This window comes from bacterium (genome assembly GCA_027622355.1).
GTDB lineage: Bacteria > UBA8248 > UBA8248 > UBA8248 > UBA8248 > JAQBZT01.
This window is the reverse complement of the sequence record JAQBZT010000282.1, coordinates 1-3641: the sequence shown is the minus strand read 5'-3', so window position 1 is coordinate 3641 and position 3641 is coordinate 1. Positions and strand designations below refer to the sequence as shown.

Annotated in this window: 3 protein-coding genes; all 3 read left to right on the top strand. The window is 66.7% G+C overall.

Annotated elements, in window-relative coordinates; genetic code table 11:
* Positions 1–1681 (top strand): efflux RND transporter periplasmic adaptor subunit (locus O2807_13430; GenBank protein ID MDA1001503.1); only part of this gene is annotated, 1681 nt, incomplete at its 5' end.
* Position 1682: 1 nt separating this feature from the next.
* Positions 1683–2432, top strand: a complete 750-nt coding sequence (locus O2807_13425; GenBank protein ID MDA1001502.1) for an ABC transporter ATP-binding protein — start codon at positions 1683–1685, stop codon at positions 2430–2432.
* The coding region (locus tag O2807_13420) for an ABC transporter permease (GenBank protein ID MDA1001501.1) at positions 2429–3641 on the top strand (1213 nt) is incomplete at its 3' end. The genes O2807_13425 and O2807_13420, both read left to right, overlap by 4 nt.

Sequence of the window (3641 nt, the reverse complement as noted above, 5' to 3'; positions counted from 1 at the left end):
TTCCGGCCCCCTTCTCGAGGGTCCAGCCATGCAGCGTAAACTGTTCTTCCTGGCATTGGCTGCCGTTGGGCTCACCGCCATCGGCGCCTTCTTCTATAGCCAGGGGCAGGGGACGCAGCCGGCCTTCCGCACGGCCAAGGCGGAGCGGGGGCCGATCACCGTCACGGTGTCGGCCTCGGGGACCCTGAACGCCGTCAACACCGTTCTCGTCGGCTCACAGGTCTCTGGCCAGATTCAACGGCTCCTTGTCGACTATAACTCCGTCGTCCGCCGGGGCCAGGTCATCGCCCGTATCGCTCCGGAAATTTTCGAGGCAAAGCTAGATCGGGCCCGGGCCGAGGTGGAGGCCGCCCAGGCGACTATCGGCATCCGCCTGGCCAGCCTCGAGCAGGCCCGCGCCGACATCGAAAACGCCCGTGCCGCGCTCGCCACGGCGCGGGCGCAGACCGCCAACGCGCGGGTTTCCCTCCTCGACACCAAGCGGAAGCTGGATCGCAACAACGCCCTGTTCCGGCAGAAGCTCATCCCCAGAAGCGAGAAGGAGAACAGCGAGGCCGCCTATGAGTCGGCCGTGGCCCTTCGCGAGGCCATGCGCGCCCAGGAGTCGGCCCAGGCCTCAAACATCAAGGCGGCCCAGGCACGGTTGAAGGTGGCCGAAGCCCAGCTCCTGGATGCGCGGGCCACCGTTCGGCAGCGGGAGGCCTCCCTGCGTCAAGCCCAGGCCGAGCTCGACTACACCATCATCCTCGCCCCGGTAGACGGGGTGGTGGTCTCTCGCAACGTGGACGTCGGTCAGACGGTAGCGGCGAGCCTTCAGGCGCCGACCCTCTTCACGATCGCCGAGGACCTGCGGAAGATGCAGGTGAACACCCTGGTGGACGAGGCCGATATCAGCCGAATCGAGGTGGGCCAGCAGGCCACCTTCACAGTGGACTCTTTTCCCGGCCAATCCTTCCAGGGGCGGGTCATGCAAGTGCGCAAGGCTCCCCAGGTGGCCCAGAATGTCGTGACCTACGACGTGGTGATCTCGGCCGAGAACCCAGATCTGAAGCTCTTCCCCGGCATGACAGCCAATGTCGCCATCGTGGTGAACCACAAGGCGAACGTGATCAAGGTGCCCAACGCGGCGCTCCGCTTCCAGCCGGCGGGGGCCCCGCGCAGCGTCCAGCCATCGCCGCCGGCCGGGGCCGGCGGCAGAGGTTCCGGACGGGGGGGCCCCTCCCTCCGCGAACTGGCGCCCCTGCTCCGGGAGAAGCTCGGCCTCGAGCCCGCCCAACGGGCACGTCTGCGGACCCTCATGGAGGATGCGCGAAGCAGTTTTCGCGGCCTGCGCGCCCTTCCGCAGGAGGAGCGGGGCAGACAGGCCCGCCAGATTCAGCAGAACGTTCTCGAGCGGCTCAAGGAGTCCCTCACCCCCGGTCAAAAGGAAACTCTCGAGAAGTTGCTCCAGTCTCTCTCGGGCCGCGGTGGACAGGGCTTCCCCGGCCGTGTCTGGCGCCTCGGCCCCGACGGCCGGCCCAAGGCCGTGGAGTTGAGCGTCGGCCTGAGCGACGGGAACTTTACCGAGGTGCTCGCGGGGCCGCTCCGCGCAGGCGAGAAGATCATCATCCGGGCCGCCACCCCCGGCGATGCCCGGAAAGCGGCCGGGTCCGGGCGGCGCGGCCTTCGCTTAGGGTTCTGAAATGGACAAGCCCATTGTCGAGACCCACGATTTGACCAAGGACTACCGGCTCGGCGGCGACGTGGTGGTTCACGCCCTGCGGGGGGTGTCGGTGGCGATCCAGGCGGGAGAGTTCGTCGCCGTCATGGGACCTTCTGGATCGGGGAAGTCCACCTTCATGAACCTTCTCGGCTGCCTTGACACGCCCACCTCGGGGGCCCACCACTTCGACGGGGCCGACGTCTCGCGCCTTGGCCGCGACGATCTGGCCCGCATCCGGAACACGAAGATCGGCTTCGTGTTCCAGACCTTCAACCTGCTGCCTCGCACCAGTGCGCTCGAGAACGTCGAGCTTCCTCTCCTCTATAGCGGGTTCCCCTCCCGCCAGCAGCGCGCCCGGGCGTGGGAGAAGCTTGAGGCGGTTGGCCTCGCCGACCGCGCCCACCATCACCCCTCCCAGCTTTCGGGCGGCCAACAGCAGCGTGTCGCTATCGCCCGGGCCCTCGTCAACGAGCCGATCCTGCTCCTCGCCGATGAGCCCACCGGGAACCTCGATTCGCATGTGAGCATAGAGATCATGGCCCTCTTTCAGAAACTCAACCAGGCTGGGCCCACCATCGTCCTCGTCACCCACGAGCATGACATCTCCCTCCACGCCGGGCGGATCATCACCTTTCGCGACGGGAGGGTACTGAAGGACGAGCAGGTCAAGGAGCCCCACGACGCAGCCGAGACGCTTGCCGCGCAAGGTACCTGGGAGGAGTCCCGATGAACGTTCTCGTCAGCTTCCGCGTGGCCATCCGGGCACTGCTCGTGAACAAGCTGCGAAGCGTCCTGACCATGCTGGGCGTCATCATCGGCGTCGGCGCGGTCATCGTCATGGTGGCCGTGGGGTCGGGGGCTCAGGCCCGCGTCACGGAGCAGATCCAGAGTCTCGGCTCAAATCTCATCATCGTCATCTCTGGCGCCCGCACCGCCGGCGGCGCGCGTCTGGGGCGGGGGTTCGTCATGACCCTTACCGAGGACGATGCCCAGGCCATGCAGCGCGAGTTGCCCAACGTTCTGGCTGCCGCGCCGAGCATCCGCCGGGGGGGCCAGGTGGTTTTTGGCCACCAGAACTGGTCCACCACAATCTATGGCGTAACGCCGGAGTACTTCGAAGTGCGCGCCTGGCAGCCTGCCCTAGGCCGGTTCTTCAGCGGGGAGGAGGTGGCCCGGAGCGACAAGGTTGCGATTCTCGGCAAATCGGTAGTGGAAAACCTCTTCGGCGGGCTGGACCCGGTCGGCCAGATCATCCGGATCAAGAAGATACCATTCACGGTGATCGGGACGCTGGAGGCCAAGGGCCAGACGGGCTGGGGCAATGACCAGGACGACGTGATCCTCATTCCCCTCTCCACGGCCAAAAAGAAAGTCCTCGGCGTGGACGCCACCAACATCCGGAAGGTTGCCGCGATCATGGTCAACGCGCGCAGCGCGGCGACCGTCGGCAAGGCAGAGGCCGAGATCCGCAGCCTGCTGCGCCAGCGCCACCGCATCCCCCCCGGCCAGCCCGATGACTTCTGGATCCGAAACCTCTCGGAGATCCTCCAGGCGCGGGAAGAGTCCTCCCGGGTACTTTCCTTGCTCCTGGCGTCCATCGCCTCCATCTCGCTGTTGGTCGGCGGGATCGGGATCATGAACATCATGTTGGTCTCGGTGACTGAGCGGACCCGGGAGATCGGCCTGCGCATGGCCATCGGCGCACGAGCGCGGGACATCCTCACGCAGTTCCTCGTCGAGGCGCTTGTCCTCGCCCTGGTCGGCGGATTTTTCGGGATCGCAGCCGGTATCTCCGCCGCCGCCGCCGTGGCCAACTTCGCGGGCTGGCCCGTCATGCTCCAGTCCGAGGCGGTGGTGATTTCCTTCGTCTTCTCGGGGGCGGTGGGGATTTTCTTCGGCTATTATCCGGCGCGTCAGGCGTCGCGCGTCCTGCCCATCG

What these genes read in the sequence shown, in the direction of transcription:
- O2807_13425 (MDA1001502.1), top strand. Translation starts at nt 1,683, where the DNA reads ATGGACAAGCCCATTGTCGAGACCCACGATTTGACCAAGGACTACCGG.